Genomic DNA, 18011 nt, shown 5'->3' with positions numbered 1-18011 from the left:
GACATACCGCATTCGCGAGCAAGTCCGCTCCCACAGGGTAAAGCAGTTGAGTCGTCAGGCGCTGGCGGCCATGGCATGCCGCCGCCGATGCCCTTCCAGTTGATCCTTGATCACCCGCAGCACCTTGGGCTCATGCTCATGGATGAAGAAGTGCCCGCCGGCCAGCATGTCCACCGAGAAGCTGCCGTGGGTTTCCTTGCTCCAGCCGATCAATTGTTCGGTGGTGGCCTTGTCGGCCTTGCCGCCGAGCACGTGCACCGGGCATTTGAGCAGTGGGCGCTGGATCGGCTGAAAACGCCCGCACAGCAGGAAGTCGGCGCGCAGGATCGGCAGGGTCAGGCTCATCAACTCTTCATTGGCCAGCACTTCTTCGCTGGTGCCATTCAGGGTGCGCAACTGGTCGATCAGTTCGGCGTCAGTCTTGGGTTCGGCAAAACCGCGATCATAGTCGGCGCGCATGGTTGGCGCTGCGGTGCCCGAGGCAAACAGCGCCACCGGTTCCGGGCAACCGAGTGCACGAAACGCGTGGGCCAACTCGCACGCCATCAGGGCGCCCAGGCTGTGCCCGAACAAGGCGTACGGCGTCTTGAGCGTCGGGCGCAATTCCTTGGCCAATTGCATCGCCAGCCCGCGCATGTCGGTGTGCAACGGTTCGTCAAAACGGGCGCCACGCCCCGGCAACTCGACCGGTTGCAGTTGCAGCCATTCCGGCAACTTGCGCCGCCAGCGGCTGTAGACCATGGCGCTGGCGCCGGAATACGGCAGGCACAGCAGAGTCAGCTTGGTCACCGTGGGTTCCTCAAAAAGATGTCTGTACCAAGTAACGCTCCGGCGCCTGGGTAAATTAGTCGTCGATCACGCAACGATCGGGAAGAGGTTGGTAACCCATTACCCCTGTGGGAGAGAGCCTGCTCCCACAGTTAGATCTCATTTCAAATGGCGGAAGCTCTGGATCGCCGACCCCAACACCACCGCCCCCGCCGCAATCGCCACCCAAAACCCGCTGCGCGCCCCGAACGCATCCACCAGCCACCCGGAACTCGCTGCGCCCATTGCAACGCCAATGCTCAACCCGGTGACCAGCCACGTCAGGCCTTCGGTCAGTTTGGCTGGCGGAACGATGCGTTCCACCAACGCCATCGCCACAATCAGCGTCGGCGCAAAGAACAGCCCGGCGACAAATACCGCCAGTGCCAGCCCGAATATGTTCGTCGCCAGCAGTAACGGCAATGTCGTCACCGCTGTCGCCACACCGCCATAAAGGAACAATCGCGGCAGCGGCACTTTCGAGCGCAATGCGCCGAACGCCAACCCGGCCAGGCACGAACCGATGGCGTACACCGACAGCACGATACTCGCTGCCGCCGGTTGGCCCTGCTGCTGGGCGAACGCCACGCTGACCACGTCCACTACGCCGACAATGGTGCCCATGGCGGTCATCAACAGCATCAGCAGGCGGATTTCACCGGAACGAATGATTGAGCCCTGATGGTGAACTTCATGGGGATGCACCGCCGGCTCGGTGCCGCGCTGCAACACAAACGCCGCGACCCCGATCGCAAGCATCAGTAACGCCGCCAAGGGACCTGCCTCGGGGAACGCCACCACGCATAAGCCCACCGACAGCGGCGGCCCGACAATAAAGCAGACCTCGTCCAGCACCGATTCCAACGCATAGGCGGTTTGCAGTTGCGGCTGACCGCGATAGAGCTCGGTCCAGCGCGCCCGGACCATCGCCGACATGCTCGGCATGCACCCGGCCAGGGCAGCGAACACGAACAGCGTCCAGTGTGGCGCCTGCAACCGTGTGCAGAGCAACAACAGCAACAGCGAACCGCCACCCACCAGCGCCGACACCGGCAGGATCCGGCCCTGGCCGTAGCGATCCACCAGACGCGAAACCTGCGGCGCACAGAATGCCGTGGCGAGGGCAAAAGTTGCCGCAACGGCGCCGGCCAAGCCGTAGCCACCCTGTAACTGCGAGAGCATGGTGATCAGGCCGATGCCGGTCATGGAAATCGGCATGCGCGCGATCATCCCGGCCAGCACAAAGGCCCGGGCGCCAGGGGCGTTGAACAGTTCGCGGTAGGGGTTTGCCATCGATTTCGGCCTCAATCAGGGCCTGCAAGTTGCCATAAAGGCTGGTTGAGGGGAAAGCGGGTAATTGTTGGTTGAATGTTAAGGCCCCTTCGCGAGCAAGCCCGCTCCCACATTGGATTTTTGGTGTAAACGCGATCGTGTGGGCGCGACCAAACCTGTGGGAGCGGGCTTGCTCGCGAAGGGGCCTGCACTGACGCCCGAAAATGAACTCTCTACCCAACAATCCAGTCAGCTAGTTAGGCCCTCCCTTCAAGGCGCTAACGCTCATGCAGATTTCTCTCGATCAACAAGTAGCCCTGGTCACCGGCGCCAGTTCCGGCATTGGTGCCGGCGCCGCCAAAGCGCTGGCCGCTGCCGGTGCTGCCGTCGTCATCAACTACAACTCCCAGGCCGCTCCCGCCGAAGAACTCGCCAAGCAGATCAACGACAGCGGCGGTCGCGCCATTGCCATCGGTGCCGACGTCTCGAAGGAGGAGGACGTCGAACGGCTGTTCGCCCAGACCCTCAACGCCTTCGGTTTCCTCGATATTCTGGTGGCGAATTCCGGCATGCAAAAAGATGCAAATGCCGTGGACATGACCCTCGCCGACTGGAACCAGGTGATCGGCGTCAACCTCACCGGCCAGTTCCTCTGCGCCCGCGCCGCCCTGCGGATTTTCAACAAACAGGGCATTCGCCAAGGCGTGTCCCGAGCCGCCGGCAAGATCATCCACATGAGTTCGGTACACCAGCGCATTCCATGGGCCGGCCACGTCAATTACGCAGCGTCCAAGGGCGGCGTCGCCATGTTGATGCAGACCCTGGCCCAGGAAGTCAGCCGGCAGAAAATCCGCATCAACGGCATCGCGCCAGGGGCCATTCGCACGGCGATAAACCGCGCCGCCACCGAGGGCGACGCCGCGCAAGAACTGCTCAAGCTCATCCCTTACGGCCGCATCGGTGATGTCGAGGACATCGCCAACGCCGTGGTTTTTCTCGCCTCCGATCTGTCCGATTACATCGTCGGCACCACCCTGTTCATCGACGGCGGCATGAGCCTCTATCCGGAGTTCCGTGGCAATGGCTGATCATCATCCCGAACGACAAAGCGCCATCGACGCCCACGGCATCATTGGCGACATGCGCAGCGCGGCACTGGTCAACGACAAGGGCAGCGTGGATTTTTTCTGCTGGCCGGAGTTCGACAGCCCGTCGATCTTCTGCTCGCTTTTGGACACTCCCGAGGCCGGGATTTTCCAACTGGCCCCGGACCTGCCTGACGCACGCCGCGAGCAAATCTACCTGCCGGACACCAATGTCCTGCAAAGCCGTTGGCTGAGCGAACGCGCCGTGGTCGAAATCACCGACTTGCTGCCGATTGGCGACAGCGAAGATGACCTGCCGATGCTGATGCGCCAGGTGCGGGTGGTCAGCGGCACGGCGACGATACGCATGCGTTGCGCGGTGCGGCATGACTACGCCCGGGCAAAAACCCGTGCTCGCCTCGATGAACAGGACGCGGTGTTTGAAGCCACAGACCAACCGTCCCTACGCCTGTCTTCGGATCAAGCCCTGAGCCTCGACGGTAATTGCGCCGTCGCCGAGTTCACCCTTAAGCAGGGACAAAGCGCGAAGTTTCTGTTGGGCGCGGTCGACGATCCACGCTTCAAGGAAGGTGCCGCCGAACTGTGCCTGGAACGTACCTTGAAGTTCTGGCGCGACTGGATCGGTCAGTCCAACTATCGCGGTCGCTGGCGGGAAATGGTCAACCGCTCGGCCCTGGCCATGAAGTTGCTGACCTCGCGCAAACACGGCGCAATCCTCGCCGCCGCGACCTTCGGCCTGCCGGAAACCCCCGGCGGCGAACGCAACTGGGATTACCGCTACACCTGGATCCGCGACGCCTCGTTCACCGTCTACGCCTTTATGCGCCTGGGCTTCGTCGACGAGGCCAACGCCTACATGAACTGGTTGCGCGGGCGCGTCAGTGATTGCCACGGCAACTCGATGAAAATCAACATCCTCTACGCCATCGACGGTCGCCAGAAACTGCCGGAAACCGAACTCACGCACTTGGCCGGCCACGGCGGCGCGAAACCGGTGCGCATCGGCAACCAGGCTTACGATCAGATCCAGCTCGACATCTTCGGCGAGCTGATGGACGCGGTGTATCTGGTCAACAAGTATGGCGAAGCGATTTCCCATGAAGGCTGGAAGCACACCGTGGAAGTGGTCGATCAAGTCTGCGAAACCTGGGAGAGCGAAGACGTCGGCATCTGGGAAATGCGCGGCGAGCAGCATCACTTCCTGCATTCGCGACTAATGTGCTGGGTCGCCGTGGACCGGGCCATTCGCCTGGCGTCCAAACGTTCCCTGCCCGCCCCGTTTGCGCGCTGGGACCAGACTCGCCAAGCGATCTACACCGACATCTGGGCAAAGTTCTGGAACGAAGAACGCGGGCATTTCGTGCAGCATATCGGCGGCACCGCGCTTGATGGCTCGATGTTGCTGATGCCGCTGGTGCGCTTCGTCAGCGCCAAGGACCCGCGCTGGCTCTCGACCCTGGAAGCGATCCAGAAAACCCTGGTGCGCGATGGCATGGTCTACCGCTACCACAACGAAGACAGCCACATCGACGGCTTGGTCGGCACCGAAGGCGCCTTCGCTGCTTGCTCGTTCTGGTACGTCGAATGCCTGGCCCGAGCCGGCCAGGTGGAAAAGGCTCATCTGGAGTTTGAGCAGCTGCTGAGGTACGCCAACCCGCTGGGCCTGTATGCCGAAGAGTTCGACAGCCATGCGCGGCACCTGGGCAATACGCCGCAAGCGTTGACGCACCTGGCGCTGATCAGTGCGGCGAGTTTTCTGGATCGCAAGTTGAGTGGGGAGAAGAATTACTGGCAGCCTTAAAAAACAGTTCACTGCCGCTCGCTTTAATAAAACACCCACCATCAAGAAGCTTCTTCTATAAGAAGCTTTACTTTAAAACAGCAATACAACAAACCCAATACACCGAACTTGAATTTTATCGCCACACTTTAAAACTTCCTTCCCTACCTGATAACGAATTATAAGTACTTCAAGCTCAAACCCGGCACAACATACGCCAATCAGGGCTTATCTACTTTATAATCCATCATCTAGAATCATTAACAATGAATCCAGCAAGCAACACCACAACCCGCAACAACTACGCCAATTGGATGAGCACTACGCCACATATTGACAGTTTGAAAATCGGCGAACTTGTCTGGCCTGGCTGTCACAATGCCGCCATGGACTGGGACATCGGTCATTCTTTCCCGGAGTCTGCATCGGCCAACTGGGCGCTTTGTCAGAACCACGACTTACTCTGGCAAATGAGGAACGGGGCACGGTCTTTTGATCTGCGGATGCTCTTGCAAAATAACGAATTCAAGGCCTACCACTGGAAAATCCGCGGGCGGCTACTTAAAGAAATCGTTGCCGCAGCCAACACTTTCCTTGATGAAAACCCGGATGAATTCATCATCTTTGACTTTAATACGCTCCATGATGAAAAAGACAATCGGTTTGATCACTCATTATTCAAAGAGGAAATACTGCGCCATTTAAAAGACCGTCTGATCCCATACAGCAATAAATACCTAAGCTTTGCGCAACTGAGGAAAATCAGCCGAAAGCAACGAGTTATTCTCTCCATCGAATATCATGAAAAATTTGGTTCAGAATTATTCTGGCCTGCCTTTCAAAATCGCTGGGAGGGAAGCACATTTGTTTCTGTTGAAAAGCTAGCGCAATACGTTACTGCAGTGATGCAAAACCCTCCGTCCTTCACTTATCCGTGGAGACTGTCCATGACCCAATACACTGCCGCACGTGGCCCCACCAAGTTAACCAAGGAAATCAATGCCTGGTTCGACATGGAAAGCTACTTCCTTTACCGTTCGAGCATTATCAGTGTCGACTTTTTTGACGAAAGCAGACTCGTGGAATATTGCATCGGCGCAAACAGTCGGCTGGTTCGGGAGCCGCATTTAAAACGTCCTTTTAAATGAGTCGGATACATCCGTAGGCATTAACGCTATTGGCATTGATCCTTGCGGCGAATTTTCTCTATCGCAAGTTCAGCGCCGAGAAAAATTACTGGCAGCCTTGAACGTCATCCATAGCCGCCAGATCTTGTCGGAAATTTCCTTTTTCTAACCTCGACCTGTAGGAATTAGACCTACATGCGATAAACAAAACCCGGTTTATCTGCCAAAACACACGCCCTTGTGGTGAGGGGGCTTGCCCCCGTTGGGTTGCGCAGCGGCCCCTTTAACTTTTGCCCCATTGCCTCAGATGCACCGTATTTGCTGGTTTTGCGACTGCTGCGCAGCCGAACGGGGGCAAGCCCCCTCGCCACAGAGGTATGTAGGTCGGCCCCTACAATGTCTAAACGACAGGCTCCGATTCAAAGTCCAGAACGTCCGTCCTACCCCCACAAATACCTTGTTGCCAGCTGTTACATCCCCCCCTAACATCCACCGTCAACGGGTACAGCGGAGCTGTCCAACAAAACCCGAATTCAAGGAAACAGAATGACCCAGCGCATCCACCGCACCATCGACGCCCCACTGCGCTCCGGCCTGAACCGGGATGAACTGTGGGAAGCCCACGACAAGGGCCTGATCAAATGCTGGGAAATCGGCCGCCAACGCGCCAGCCGATTCCCCGACATTGCCCAACAGTGCCTCGCTGGCGAACTGCCGGTGCTGGGCTGGAAAGGTGGCGTGAGCCGCAGCCTGAAGAAACTCGAAAAGTACGGATCGCTCAAGTACCTGGCGCAATGGCAGGGGTTACGTGGGGAAGATCTGGATATTGATCTGAGTGAAGAGCGGGCATTGACGTGTTCGCGGACCAGAATGGTGGTGACGTTTACGCCGGATCGGGCGAAGTATTTTAATCAGGTGGCAGAAGTCGAGGCCTGAGGCTGACACACTCCCGTTGGACTGCGCAGCAGTCGTAAACCTGCAAAATGTGTTTTCCTGGGAGGAATGCGGTGATTGATTTGGGCCTGCTGCGCAGTCCAACGGGGGCAAGCCCCCTCGCCACAGAGCTCCCTCGCCACAGGTTCAGTGCACCGCTCAAGTCGGGCTTCATCAGCTAATGTTCTCGGATGCCAGCGCTCAGGAGTTCCTCGTGACCAAGTCGCCAGTCGTTCAGTACGTTGAAACTCCAAGCCTGAAAATCGCCTACGAAGAACACGGTCCGACCACTGGCGATCCGATAATCCTGCTCCACGGTTTCCCTTATTCCCCCCGTGCCTATGACGACATCGCCCCAGCCCTCGCGGCTCAAGGCTACCGCGTCATCGTCCCGTACCTGCGCGGCTACGGCCCGACTCGCTTCAATAGCCCCGACACTCTGCGCTCCGGTCAACAAGCCGCCCTCGCCCAGGATTTGCTGGACCTGATGGACGCCCTGGCCATCCTGCAAGCCGCGCTCTGTGGCTACGACTGGGGCGGTCGGGCGGCGTGCATTGTCGCGGCGTTGTGGCCGGAGCGGGTTCGCTGCTTGGTCACCGGTGATGGCTACAACTTGCAAAACATTCCCCACTCCACCCAACCGCTGGACCCTGAGACTGAACATCGCCTCTGGTATCAGTACTACTTCCACACCCCGCGCGGGGTTGAAGGCCTGACCCAAAATCGCCGGGCCTTCTGCGAATTGCTCTGGCGCCTGTGGTCGCCGACCTGGGTCAGGAACGCCGAGCGTTATCCCTTGAGTGCGCCGGCCTTCGACAATCCGGATTTCGTCGAGGTGGTGATTCACTCGTATCGGCATCGGTTCATGTATTCGCCCGGCGATCCTGCGCTGGAGTGGATGGAAGAGGCGCTGGCCAAGCAACCGCCGATCAGCGTGCCGACAATTTCCCTGTGCGGCGCCGACGATGGCGTCGGACCGGCGCCGGAGATGGACGAAGACATCGAGCACTTCACCGGCCTTTACGAGCGCCGCGTACTGGCCGGTGTCGGGCATAACATTCCTGAGGAAGCGCCCGAAGCGACGATCAAGGCGTTACTGGATCTACTGAAGGGCTGACGCTGAAACGCTCGCGGTAGGCCTGCGGCGTCACGCCCATGGCCCGCAGGAAACTGCGGCGCAGGGTTTCTTCGCTGCCAAACCCGCATTGCACCGCGACCCGTTTGATCGGCACGCCAGTATCGCTGAGCAGCCGTCGCGCGGTTTCGACCCGAATCAGTTCAATGGCCCGGGCCGGGGTTTGGCCGGTGTCGGCGCGGTAGTGACGGATAAAACTGCGCTCGCTCATGCCGGCCTGCAGGGCCAGGGTCGGGACACCGAGGTCTTTGGTGAGATTTTCGCTGATCCAGGCATGAAGTTCGTCGAAGCGGTTGCCTTCCTGTTGCAGGGACAGGGTCACGCTGAACTGCGACTGACCGCCCGGACGCTTGAGAAATACCACCAGTTGCCGGGCGACATCCAGGGCCATCGCGCGACCGAGGTCTTCTTCGACCATGGCCAGTGCCAGATCGATGCCGGCGGTGACCCCGGCCGAGGTCCAGACCGGGCCGTCGTTGATGAAAATCGGGTTGGGTTCGACGTGCAGGCGTGGATACATCTGCGCCAACTGTTCGCAGCGGGTCCAGTGGGTAACCACTCGTCGACCATCGAGCCAACCACTGGCGGCCAGCAGAAACGCGCCCGTACACACCGAAGAAACCCGACGACACCGCGTCGCCTGCTCGCGCACCCACGCCACCAAGGGCTCCTCCTGTGCCGCCGAATAAACGCCCCAGCCACCCGCGATGATCAAGGTGTCGCTGCCACCCGCCGGCAACGGCTCGGCCAATATCGCCAGCCCCGCCGACGACATTACCGCCCCGCCACCGCTGGCAATCACAGACGGTGCATAGGGCGCAGGCAAACCCTGTTGACGGGCACTGTCGTTGGCCGAAGCGAACACTTGCAAGGGTCCGGTGACGTCGAGCAGTTGCACGTTGGCAAACGCGAGTACGTGAATGGTCTTCGGCATGATTGGCGTAATTCGTGGGGTAATTGGCGGATACGCCAAATCCTACGAGCCTACAGTGAAGCCGTCCACCCCAACCAGGAGAAAAAACGCCATGACGTTGCAGATCGGTTTTCTGTTGTTTCCGCAGGTTCAACAACTGGACCTGACCGGCCCTTATGACGTACTGGCTTCGTTGCCGGACGTGAAGGTGCATTTGATCTGGAAGGACCTGGTGCCGGTCACCGCCAGTACCGGACTGGTGCTGAAACCGACCGCCACGTTCGACGATTGCCCGGCGCTGGACGTGATCTGCATCCCCGGCGGCAGCGGCGTCGGGCCGTTGATGGAAGATGAACAGACCCTGGCCTTCATCAAGGCTCAGGCGGCGAATGCCCGTTATGTCACCTCGGTGTGCACCGGTTCGCTGGTGCTCGGTGCCGCGGGCTTGCTGAAGGGCAAACGCGCCACGACGCATTGGGCGTATCACGAGTTGCTCGAAACACTGGGCGCGATCCCGGTGAAAGATCGGGTGGTGCGCGACGGTAACCTGCTGACGGGGGGCGGGATCACGGCGGGCATCGACTTTGCCCTGACCCTGGCCGCCGAGCTGTTCGATAAAGACACAGCGCAAGTTGTGCAACTGCAACTGGAATATGCGCCAGCGCCACCGTTCCAGGCCGGCAGCCCGGAAACCGCGCCGCAGAACATCGTCGAAGAGGTTCAACGGCGTTCGGCGCAATCGTTCCTGCAACGCAAGCTGATCACCGAGCGGGTGGGAGCCAGGCTGAACCTTCGATAAACAATCCCGCAGCAGGACGATTCAGAACGGAGTCGCTGTCGGTGTACTGTAGGAGCGAGCGGTGCAGCGATCCGACTTGCCCGCGAAGAACGGTGACGCGGTTTGTCTGTGGCACCGCGTCAACTTCTTCGCGGACAAGCCTTGCTCCTACAGGGGCGATGTTGTGGGGGGATTTTCGACAGGCGAAAAAAAACCCGCCGAAGCGGGTTTCTCAAGACCATTGCGACATCCTGTCGGCAGCCATCCTGGCTAATGGTCGATCATCCGTGATCCTGAGCACTTCCTGTGCTTCAGTTGATGGATCCAGAATAAGCGTATCGACGAGGCTTAAACAGACGACATACCCGCGAGTGCGTGTAAGCCTTTGACCATTATTGCCAATAATCCCCCTGTGGGAGCGGGCTTGCTCGCGAAGACGGAGTGTCAGGCAACATTGATGTTGAATGTGCCGGCCTCTTCGCGAGCAGGCTCGCTCCCACAAAGTCAGCCATAAATTTTTCGACAGACGAAAAAAAACCCGCCGAAGCGGGTTTTTCCCAAGACCATTGCGACTCCCTGTCGGCAGCGAATCCTTGCTTATGGTCGATCATCCATGATCCTGAGCACTCCCTGTGCTTCAGTTGATGAGGCTAGATTACGCTTCGGATCCAATGTGCAATAGACGACATAGCTACCATCGCGTGTAAGACATTCGCTATAGCTGCCCTTCCGAAAACCCTTAGACCTGTCAGGTATCAAGCGTAAAAGCCGCGAGTTTAGCGACCTGCAGCTGACCTTCGGCCGCCATCGTGTCGTTATCCTCAAGAAACCAGGCGGCAGACAACCCGGCAAAGGCCAGCACCCATTGCAGCAAGCGCCGCCGCTCAAGCCCCGCTGCTTTAGCCACTATCTTGATTTGCCGCTCGAAACGCAGCGGATCCGACGCTGTAGGCAGTTCGGGGTTGCAGATCAGGTTGGCGTAATCGAAACCGCGCTCACCGAGCACCCGCTTGGGATCGATGGCCAGCCAGCCTCGCGTTTCGAAATCCAGAATATTGTCGTGATGGAGATCGCCGTGCAGCACCACCACGTCTTGCGGCTCGGCCAGCAAGGCTTCGGCCGTGGAAAGGCTGAGAGCATAGAGCCCGCCGTGCTGTTCAGCAGCCAGGCGCAACGCGTTGAACCATTGCGTCAACGGAACCAGCGGCGGCAAGGGCGACAAGCGCGGTGCATGCAACCGCGCCACCGCCGCACACATGATCTGGTTGGCTTCATCGTCCTGCCCGTTGAGCGCCATGCGCATCAGCGAGCGCCGGCCCATGGCTCGTTCAATCAACAAACCGTCGCCGTGATGGGCGAACACCTGGGCGGCGCCCTCACCGTCCCACCAGGTCATCAGCAGATTGCCGAATTTCTCTTCGTCATCGACGGCGATCTTCAGCATCGCCGGCACATCGCCCATGCGCACCGGTAGCAAGCGACTGCCAAGTGTGATGATGGGTTCGCCGTCCGGCACCAGCGCCCAGCGCTTCAACCAAGGTTCAAACATGCAACCTTCACTCGCCCTGATGTTCACGGGCCTTGATACTGACTTTGAGAAACTCTTCGATATTGCTCATCTGCTCGTCCCAGCCACGGCTGTCCATGCGGAACGCCTTGAGCCTGCGCGTCTGGGGAATGTGATCAAAACCGGACTCGGTAACCTTCAGCAACGTACCGTTATCCATGTCTTCGAGCTCGAACAGCACCAGTGTGGTGGGCTCCTGGGAGTAATCGACGTCCGGCTCCACCGCATACGGATGCCAGCGAAACGAGAACACCCGTTCCGGCTCGACCCGCTCCACCAGGACATTCCACAGCAAATGCTCATAACCGGGATACGTGATTTGCCCCTGGGTCCACTCACCGGCGACAAAACGCTTGCCCTCCAGTGACACACCAAACCACTGGCCGAACGCTTCGGCATTGGCCAACACGCGCCAGACCTGCGAACGCGGCGCCTTGAGCAGAATCTTCCTTTCGATGCGATCTGATGCTGGGTTCATAAGTCACCTCCTGTACTGAACAGTAGGCCTGTGAGACCACAAGACCAACCCTAAAGTTGTATCAAGTGGGTGCGGTTGTCGCTTTCGGGATCTTGGTCGCGCCTTCGCAAGGGCCTGACACGCGCATGTTAAAGTGCGCAACGTTTTAAATTCCGGCCAAGGATGACCCATGCAACGTCCCTCCCTGCACGGCAGTTGCCTGTGCAAAACCATCGAATATCAACTCGACGGCCTCGACATGCCGATCGTTCACTGTCATTGCCAAACCTGCCGCAAGGCCCACGCTGCGGCGTTCGCCTCGACGGCCGGGGTCATGCGCGAGCATTTTCGCTGGACCAAGGGTCAGGACCGGCTGAGCAGCTACGAATCGTCGCCGGGCAAGCTTCGGCATTTCTGTTCGGTGTGTGGCTCGCAGTTGATGGCGGAGCGGTTGGCTCAGCCGCATGTGATCGTGCGGGTGGCGACGCTCGATGATGATCCGGGGACGACGCCTCAGGCGCATATCTGGATGGCTCACGATGTGCCTTGGCTTGAATATGAAGCCATTGAACAATGCCATGAGTGGCAGACATAAATTCCCGAGACTACACAGAACCTGATGTGGGAGCGGGCTTGCTCACGAAAGCGGTGTGCCAGGCAATATCAATGTCGACTGACACGCCCTCTTCGCGAGCAAGCCCGCTCCCACAGTAGATTGGGGTGGTCTGCAGATTGATTGATTGACCGTCCGCGTCGCTACACTGCACCTCAATTTTCCATTGTCACCGCGAGAATCCCCTATGAACCCACGCTTTCTCCTGGCCCTGTTGCCACTGCTGTTCACCACCGTGGCGCATGCCGTGGACTGCGCCAACGCCAACGACCAGAGCACCATGAATCAGTGCTCCGCCGAGCAGTACAAGGCTGCGGATAAAGAGCTGAATGTGCTGTATCAGCAGATCACCAAAAGATTGAAGGACAGTCCCGATGCCAAGAAGCTGCTGGTCAGCGCCCAGCGTAGCTGGGTGGCGTTTCGGGATGCCGAGTGCGAGTTTTCGGCCTCCGGGGTGGCGGGTGGCAGCATGGAGGGGCTGATCTACAACCAGTGCACCACCCACCTCACCAAGGTTCGCGTCGAGACCTTCAAGAGTTACCTCAAGTGCGAGGAAGGCGATATGAGCTGCCCGGTGCCCTCCAACTCTTAAAAGCGAAAAGATCGCAGGCTACGCCAGCTCCTACAGGGATCGCGTAACACTGTAGGAGCTGCCGAAGGCTGCGATCTTTTGATTTTCTGCCGAGAATCAGCGCACAAAGATCTGCGCCGTGGTAATCGCCATATCCCCACCCGGCATTTTGATGCTGCCGATCTGTTTCAGGCTCTCGGCATCGAAGATCGCCACATCATTGAACGTCCCGGCCAGGTAGATCTTGCTGCCGTCCTTGTTGAAGGAAATGCAGTAGTAGGAGTGATCCAGCGTCGCCGACTGCAACAGTTTTTTCTGCTTGATGTCGTACTTGGCCAACCGGTTGAGCACACCGAACATCAGGTTCGGGTCCTTCGGTGAGCGCATGCCGCTGAAGTAGATTTCCGTCAAAGGACCAAAATCGGTGGTTTCGGTCTTGCCGGTTTTCAGGTCGATACTGAACAGCCCGTAGAGGTACTCGGCGGTCAGCGGGTCCTGCTTCTTGTCCTTGAATTTCGCCGCGGTGTAGAGCAGCGAGAAGTCATGGCGATAGGTCTGCTGGTTCCACACGTAGAGCACGTCCGGCGCGCTGTAGTTCTCGCGTTTCCAGTGACGGCTGGGGATCAGTACATCGAACTTGCCGGTTTTGACATCGACCTTGTAGACGTCCGCCCCCGCCACATACAGCGTGCCATCGTCGCCACTTTGCATGATGGTCAACTGCCGTGGCGCCGGGAAACTGCGCACGGGTTTGGCGTCCATGCCAGCGTCGGTGGCGTAGACATCGAGCCGCGGTTGCTGCACTTCATAGCGGTCGTTGAGCATCAGCGTCGGGTTGGCGACAGCGAACAGTTCCTTGCCGTCATGGCTGAGGGTGAAGGCGAACATCGAGCGCGCTTTCTCACCGGGTTTCTGGGTGATGCTGGTGTGGAACACCTGTTTGCAGTTATCCAGCTCAACGCCGTAGATGTCCGCATAGTGGTTGTTCAGCACGTACGCGGTCTTGTGATCCGGCGACAGTTGCACGGTGCCAGGACCGAAGGCGTCCGGCATTTTGCAAGTCTTGAACAAGGTGTCGGTGGCCAGGTCGATCACATTCAGGTTGTTCGGGTAATTGGTGGTCAACATGTACTCGTGACCGTCTTGCAGTGCAGTGTTTTCATCGGCCAGAACGTTAAGCGAACAGACGCTCAGGACGGCGAACGCGGCCAGGCCGCAGGTTTTGACAATAAGCATGCTGAAATCCTTCTGAGGTCCGATCACTTATCTTTTGGGAAAACAGTCCCGAGGTTGCGCCAACTCTCGTTCGAGGCCTGCGCGTCCTTGTTCCAGTCCGGGTAGGTGCTCATCATGTCGGGCACCTGGGCCGGCCACCAGCACGGGTCGGAACAGCCATAAAGATCCGCTTCCATCGGCTGGCACAGCGACGACACACCGCCAAAGGCATCGATTTCCCAACCTGGGTCGGTGGTCGAGGCGCAGCCGGCGACCGAGCTCATCGCCACCACTTCTTCAATGCGGTTTTCGGCTGCGGCCTGATCGAGCTTCAGCGCTTTGTTATTGATTGCCTTGAGATGTTTCATATCAGTGAGCCTTGCGCGGAGTGATGTAGCTGCTGATAAACGCAGGGTTGTGGGCCATGATCCGGGTGTAGACCTCGATGCCGAAGTCGACCCAGTCACGCATCAGTTCGCAGTAGTGATAGGTCGGGTGGGTCGGGTCGCCGTAACGGGCATAGCTTTCGTGATAGCAGCCGCCGGAGCAGAGGTTGCGGATCTGACAGTCCTCGCAACCGGTGTTGGTGCGGTCCAGGCGCTGGGACAGGAAGTCATTCAATTCGACCTGTTTTACACCGCTGTGCACGTTGCCAAACGTCGGCAGTGACGAGCCGGTAAAGCGGTGGCACAGGTTCAGCTCACCCTTGTGATCCACTGCCAGCATCTTCAAACCCGCGCCACATGGCAGGGCTTTTTTATGGCCTTCGTGGATGTCGGTGATCAACTGGTGCAGGTTGGAAAAACCGATATTGCGGTGCTCCAACGCGGCTTCCAGGTAACGCCGGCCGAGTTTCTTCATGTTGGCAAAGACTTCGATCAGCTCCTCGCTGGACAGGTTGAAGGTGCTGATGTCGCCAGACGTCACCGGGGCGAAACCGACTTCGGCAAACCCCAGTTCGTTGAACAGATGATCCCAGATGGTTTCGACATCGGTGACGCCGGTGGTCAGGGTTACCCGCGCGCCGACCGGGCGGCTGTTGTAGCGCGACAGCAGCATCTCGGCCTTGCGCCGCACCACGTCATAGGTGCCCTGCCCGCCCACGGTGATGCGATTGCGGTCGTGCACGGTTTTCGGCCCGTCGATACTCACAGAGAGCCCGAAACGGTGGGCGTTGAGGTAGTCCACGGTGTCTTCGGTGAGCAGCGTGGCGTTGGTGGTCATGACGAACTCGACGAACTTGCCCGCCTCGGCAAACCGCTTTTCACAATAATCGACCATGTACTCGATCAGCTTGCGGTTGCTCAACGGCTCCCCACCGAAAAACACCACGGTGAAACGCTCTTCATCCGGGGATTCGCGCAGCAGCATTTCTACCGACGCGACCGCCGTTTCAACGTCCATTTTCTTGCCGGCCGACGGCTTGTCGAGGTCTTCCTTGTAGCAGTAGGTGCAGCTCAAGTTGCAGCCGGTGTTCACGTTGAGCACCACGGTATTGATCGCCGTGCGCTCGACTCGTTTGGTGCCGATGTCCGGGGTCAGTGGCGAGCCGTCGCTGACCAGTTCCAGGGCCATCAGCTCGCGCAGGGTTTCGGTGATTTCGTCACCGTTAAAGCGTGCGGCCAAACGCTGGATCAGGTCCTCCGACGAACAGCCTGGACCGCGCAAGGTATCGATGATGGTGCCGGTCAGCTCATCGCTGGCGAACAGCGAACTGCTGGGGATGTGGAACAGCATGCGGTCGGCGTCGACGTGCACTTCGTGCAGATTGCGTTCAACCAGATTCAAAATAGCGCCCATTGCAACCTCCTGTGCAAACCCCGGTTTCGAGGCCTGCGGTCATTCCGAAAAAGTGTCTGAAGCCGTTGCGGTCAGCTAGCTCACGTTTTCAACATCATGGAATGGGTGGATTGTTCCAGCGTTGCACGGTGACGATCATGTGGCCTTCGCCGGTCAGGGATTTTCCTGCGTCGTCGACGGCGGCGATCACCTTGAGGTTGCCGGCATTGTTGGTGGACATTTTGCGCTGCGGGTTTGGCCCGGCATCGCCCGGTGTAAACACGCCGCTGTCGGCCTGCATGGTGCCGGCGAACTTGACGTCCTGGTCTTCCTTGGCGCGATCATCGAAGGCCTCGACCTTCCATTGCGCCGGGAACACGCCAATGCGATACGGCTTGCCATCGGCGCCCTTGCCCCAGGCTTCAGCATCGAAACGGCCCTGGACTTTCGGCGTCGAGCCACCGCCCTCGCCGATCCGCGCCACCGAGAATTCCGGCACGACTTTGACGGCATCGATGCTGCTGTAGACCGACAGGGTCGGGCCTTTCAGCATGCCGACAGTGACGTTGCGCAGGCCCGGTTGAGCATTCGCAGCAGCCTTGAGTTTGACCTTGATCCGGTCAGGGCTTTGCTCGACGACGGCGACCACTTCCACGCCTTTGCCGAAGTTCGGTTTGCCGGTGAGGCCGCTGCCAATCAACGTCACTTCGGTTTCAGCACCAGCCTTCAGATAACCCGGTTGAACGGCCAGCAAACGGCTGCTGCCCTGCTTGGCGGCAACGAAGTCCAGACCACGCTCATCGTGCTCAGCCTCGAACATCCGGCCCTGCATCGCGGTGCCTTGGGCGGCGAACACCTGGCGCATGGTCACGCCGTCGATGGTCACGTTACCGCGCCATTCATAACCGCTGTAGAGAATCGCGCTACCGTCGCCGTTGAACGGGCTGCCATCGGCGTATTGGCCTTTGACGCTGACCTTGAAGGTGTCGCTGCCATCGGCCGTGACGCTCATCACGCCGGCCAGTTCGCCTTTACTCGGCAAGTGGCCGCTGAAGCTCCAGTCGCCCACCAGCGCATCGGCTTTCGGCGCGACTTTCAGCCAGGCTTTCCAGGCCGGGTTGTCCAGCGGATAACGCTTGGCCAACAGGGGCACCATGTCCTTACGGGCGATATCAAACCAGTCGCGATCCCGAGCCAGGGCCTGGTACTCCAGCGACGGCCATTGACCGAGGTGGAAGTTCACCAGACGCTCCCACTCCTGGGCCGGACGGCGTTGCAGCGCAACCCGCGCACCGGAGTGGCAGCGGCCGCACATCTGGCTGGTCTGGTCGTCGAAATGCTCGACGGTATTGAGTCGGCGTTCCAGCGCATAGCGCACGCCATCGGTCTCGCTCGGCGCCAGGCCCTGGGTGTCGGCCAGGTATTTGACCAGGGTGCGGCGGTCGTCATCGCTGATCTGCAAACCGTGCATGGTCTGCATCCGGGCGATGCTCATCAGCCAGCCTTCCGGGGTCTTGCGCTGGTGGCTGATGCGGCTCAGGGCGTTATCGGCTTCGGGGGTGTGACAGCCCTGACAGGTTTCCTTGAGGATGGTCTGGGCGTCGCGGGCTGCCAGGCTGTAAGGCGAATGCAGCGCCACACAAGCGGCCACGGCCAGCAGGCCGGCGCTCATGCCTGATCGGAGTTTTCTCTTCATCAACGTCGAACCTCGCACGGTGCTTTCTTATTGTTGTGGCTTATCGTTTTTATGGTTTCTGCCACCGGCGGCGAGCCGCTGGCGGAGGCAAGAGAAACGTCTGCGATGAGCAATACACGGAGCGTGCCAGCTTATTAATAGTCTTTTAAATCAATAAACTGTGATGAAAAATCAGTTTACAACCGGGCTTCGAAAGGCAAGCCGGCGTCTAATATCGCGACAGCTGTTGCAGTCTGAGACAAGGATAACCAACTCCCGAACC

Annotated in this window: 17 protein-coding genes; 8 read left to right on the top strand and 9 right to left on the bottom strand. The window is 59.1% G+C overall.

Annotated elements, in window-relative coordinates:
* Window positions 1–54: 54 nt before the first annotated feature.
* Entirely contained in the window at window positions 55–741 is a 687-nt protein-coding gene (locus AC1MEW_RS13950; RefSeq protein WP_480427234.1) for a thioesterase II family protein, read from the bottom strand.
* Window positions 742–927: 186 nt separating this feature from the next.
* Window positions 928–2100, bottom strand: a complete 1173-nt coding sequence (locus tag AC1MEW_RS13945) for an MFS transporter (protein ID WP_201202193.1) — start codon at window positions 2098–2100, stop codon at window positions 928–930.
* A 266-nt stretch (window positions 2101–2366) separates the two neighbouring features.
* On the opposite strand from AC1MEW_RS13945, the gene AC1MEW_RS13940 reads away from it, so the two are divergent.
* From AC1MEW_RS13940 to AC1MEW_RS13920, 5 genes are all read left to right on the top strand, one after another.
* Window positions 2367–3167, top strand: coding sequence for a glucose 1-dehydrogenase (locus AC1MEW_RS13940; protein ID WP_480426666.1), 801 nt, complete (start codon window positions 2367–2369; stop codon window positions 3165–3167).
* Entirely contained in the window at window positions 3160–4986 is a 1827-nt protein-coding gene (locus AC1MEW_RS13935; protein WP_201202191.1) for a glycoside hydrolase family 15 protein, read from the top strand. The genes AC1MEW_RS13940 and AC1MEW_RS13935 overlap by 8 nt, the downstream gene beginning before the upstream one ends.
* Window positions 4987–5231: 245 nt before the next feature.
* A complete protein-coding gene (locus AC1MEW_RS13930) occupies window positions 5232–6113 on the top strand; it encodes a PI-PLC domain-containing protein (protein WP_480426665.1) in 882 nt (293 codons plus the stop codon).
* 525 nt (window positions 6114–6638) lie between these two features.
* Window positions 6639–7028 (top strand): hypothetical protein, encoded by a 390-nt coding sequence (locus tag AC1MEW_RS13925; protein ID WP_480426664.1) that lies wholly within the window; start codon window positions 6639–6641, stop codon window positions 7026–7028.
* 211 nt (window positions 7029–7239) lie between these two features.
* Window positions 7240–8142, top strand: a complete 903-nt coding sequence (locus AC1MEW_RS13920; protein ID WP_322269177.1) for an alpha/beta fold hydrolase — start codon at window positions 7240–7242, stop codon at window positions 8140–8142.
* On the opposite strand, the gene AC1MEW_RS13915 is transcribed toward AC1MEW_RS13920, so the two are convergent.
* Window positions 8111–9094: a GlxA family transcriptional regulator gene (locus AC1MEW_RS13915; protein WP_480426663.1), complete on the bottom strand. Its 984-nt coding sequence runs from the start codon at window positions 9092–9094 to the stop codon at window positions 8111–8113. The two genes, AC1MEW_RS13920 and AC1MEW_RS13915, sit on opposite strands and share 32 nt — an antisense overlap.
* Window positions 9095–9185: 91 nt before the next feature.
* Between AC1MEW_RS13915 and inhA the strand changes: the two genes are divergently transcribed.
* A complete protein-coding gene (gene inhA, locus AC1MEW_RS13910) occupies window positions 9186–9872 on the top strand; it encodes an isonitrile hydratase (RefSeq protein WP_201255843.1) in 687 nt (228 codons plus the stop codon).
* Window positions 9873–10599: 727 nt separating this feature from the next.
* On the opposite strand, the gene AC1MEW_RS13905 is transcribed toward inhA, so the two are convergent.
* Together AC1MEW_RS13905 and AC1MEW_RS13900 are read right to left on the bottom strand one after the other, a co-directional pair.
* Complete coding sequence (locus AC1MEW_RS13905; RefSeq protein WP_322269178.1) at window positions 10600–11400, bottom strand: aminoglycoside phosphotransferase family protein; 801 nt, start codon at window positions 11398–11400, stop codon at window positions 10600–10602.
* Window positions 11401–11407: 7 nt separating this feature from the next.
* Window positions 11408–11896, bottom strand: a complete 489-nt coding sequence (locus AC1MEW_RS13900) for an SRPBCC family protein (RefSeq protein ID WP_201255841.1) — start codon at window positions 11894–11896, stop codon at window positions 11408–11410.
* A 169-nt stretch (window positions 11897–12065) separates the two neighbouring features.
* Here AC1MEW_RS13900 and AC1MEW_RS13895 point away from each other — a divergent pair, with 169 nt between their 5' ends.
* Both AC1MEW_RS13895 and AC1MEW_RS13890 read left to right on the top strand, forming a co-directional pair.
* On the top strand, window positions 12066–12470 hold the full coding sequence (locus tag AC1MEW_RS13895; RefSeq protein ID WP_201255840.1) for a GFA family protein: 405 nt from the start codon (window positions 12066–12068) through the stop codon (window positions 12468–12470).
* A 205-nt stretch (window positions 12471–12675) separates the two neighbouring features.
* Window positions 12676–13080: a lysozyme inhibitor LprI family protein gene (locus tag AC1MEW_RS13890; RefSeq protein ID WP_201255839.1), complete on the top strand. Its 405-nt coding sequence runs from the start codon at window positions 12676–12678 to the stop codon at window positions 13078–13080.
* A gap of 96 nt (window positions 13081–13176) precedes the next feature.
* Here the strand turns inward: AC1MEW_RS13890 and peaD are convergent, their stop codons facing one another.
* From peaD to peaA, 4 genes are all read right to left on the bottom strand, one after another.
* On the bottom strand, window positions 13177–14295 hold the full coding sequence (peaD, locus tag AC1MEW_RS13885; RefSeq protein WP_480426662.1) for a quinohemoprotein amine dehydrogenase subunit beta: 1119 nt from the start codon (window positions 14293–14295) through the stop codon (window positions 13177–13179).
* A gap of 23 nt (window positions 14296–14318) precedes the next feature.
* Window positions 14319–14642 (bottom strand): quinohemoprotein amine dehydrogenase subunit gamma, encoded by a 324-nt coding sequence (gene qhpC / locus AC1MEW_RS13880; protein WP_201205012.1) that lies wholly within the window; start codon window positions 14640–14642, stop codon window positions 14319–14321.
* A gap of 1 nt (window position 14643) precedes the next feature.
* Window positions 14644–16074 (bottom strand): quinohemoprotein amine dehydrogenase maturation protein, encoded by a 1431-nt coding sequence (gene peaB / locus AC1MEW_RS13875; RefSeq protein WP_201191091.1) that lies wholly within the window; start codon window positions 16072–16074, stop codon window positions 14644–14646.
* Window positions 16075–16168: 94 nt separating this feature from the next.
* Window positions 16169–17749, bottom strand: a complete 1581-nt coding sequence (peaA, locus tag AC1MEW_RS13870; RefSeq protein WP_480426661.1) for a quinohemoprotein amine dehydrogenase subunit alpha — start codon at window positions 17747–17749, stop codon at window positions 16169–16171.
* Between the last annotated feature and the right edge of the window lie 262 nt (window positions 17750–18011).

The organism is Pseudomonas sp. ASL4, assembly GCF_056680395.1.
Note: the sequence above shows the minus strand (reverse complement) of the source record. Positions and strands in the feature narration are given on the sequence as shown.

Bases quoted from the DNA above. Each gene is read 5' to 3' on its own strand.
- AC1MEW_RS13950 (WP_480427234.1), bottom strand. From the start codon at position 741: ATGGTCTACAGCCGCTGGCGGCGCAAGTTGCCGGAATGGCTGCAACTG.
- AC1MEW_RS13945 (WP_201202193.1), bottom strand. From the start codon at position 2,100: ATGGCAAACCCCTACCGCGAACTGTTCAACGCCCCTGGCGCCCGGGCC.
- AC1MEW_RS13940 (WP_480426666.1), top strand. From the start codon at position 2,367: ATGCAGATTTCTCTCGATCAACAAGTAGCCCTGGTCACCGGCGCCAGT.
- AC1MEW_RS13935 (WP_201202191.1), top strand. From the start codon at position 3,160: ATGGCTGATCATCATCCCGAACGACAAAGCGCCATCGACGCCCACGGC.
- AC1MEW_RS13930 (WP_480426665.1), top strand. From the start codon at position 5,232: ATGAATCCAGCAAGCAACACCACAACCCGCAACAACTACGCCAATTGG.
- AC1MEW_RS13925 (WP_480426664.1), top strand. From the start codon at position 6,639: ATGACCCAGCGCATCCACCGCACCATCGACGCCCCACTGCGCTCCGGC.
- AC1MEW_RS13915 (WP_480426663.1), bottom strand. From the start codon at position 9,094: ATGCCGAAGACCATTCACGTACTCGCGTTTGCCAACGTGCAACTGCTC.
- inhA (WP_201255843.1), top strand. From the start codon at position 9,186: ATGACGTTGCAGATCGGTTTTCTGTTGTTTCCGCAGGTTCAACAACTG.
- AC1MEW_RS13905 (WP_322269178.1), bottom strand. From the start codon at position 11,400: ATGTTTGAACCTTGGTTGAAGCGCTGGGCGCTGGTGCCGGACGGCGAA.
- AC1MEW_RS13900 (WP_201255841.1), bottom strand. From the start codon at position 11,896: ATGAACCCAGCATCAGATCGCATCGAAAGGAAGATTCTGCTCAAGGCG.
- AC1MEW_RS13895 (WP_201255840.1), top strand. From the start codon at position 12,066: ATGCAACGTCCCTCCCTGCACGGCAGTTGCCTGTGCAAAACCATCGAA.
- AC1MEW_RS13890 (WP_201255839.1), top strand. From the start codon at position 12,676: ATGAACCCACGCTTTCTCCTGGCCCTGTTGCCACTGCTGTTCACCACC.
- peaD (WP_480426662.1), bottom strand. From the start codon at position 14,295: ATGCTTATTGTCAAAACCTGCGGCCTGGCCGCGTTCGCCGTCCTGAGC.
- qhpC (WP_201205012.1), bottom strand. From the start codon at position 14,642: ATGAAACATCTCAAGGCAATCAATAACAAAGCGCTGAAGCTCGATCAG.
- peaB (WP_201191091.1), bottom strand. From the start codon at position 16,074: ATGGGCGCTATTTTGAATCTGGTTGAACGCAATCTGCACGAAGTGCAC.
- peaA (WP_480426661.1), bottom strand. From the start codon at position 17,749: ATGAAGAGAAAACTCCGATCAGGCATGAGCGCCGGCCTGCTGGCCGTG.